The 238-nt window shown below is 43.7% G+C and carries 1 pseudogene; it reads left to right on the plus strand.

The features are described from left to right. Window positions 1-238: pseudogene (locus KVT27_RS26045) on the plus strand (ATP synthase subunit I); the annotation flags it as partial.

A 238-nucleotide genomic window follows, 5' to 3' on the forward strand; every position in this document is an offset into this window, starting at 1 on the left:
ATTTTCTGCCACTCTGAAAACGGTTCAAAATGTGTTTCTTTTCTTTTTATCCTTTTGTTTGGCTGCATGGGCTCTTCTTGTTGATTACCGGATTTACTTTGCCGGAATTATGCTCGGTTCTGCTGCGAGTATGATCAATGCCAGATTTCTGGCTTACAAAATTAACAAGTTGGGAGCAGCTGCGATAGAGCAGAAAGGGCGCAAGGTGACCCTAGGTTTTCTGACAAGGGCAGCAGTT

This window comes from Lysinibacillus sp. GbtcB16, from assembly GCF_019091145.1.
Taxonomy (GTDB): Bacteria; Bacillota; Bacilli; order Bacillales_A; family Planococcaceae; genus Lysinibacillus; species Lysinibacillus fusiformis.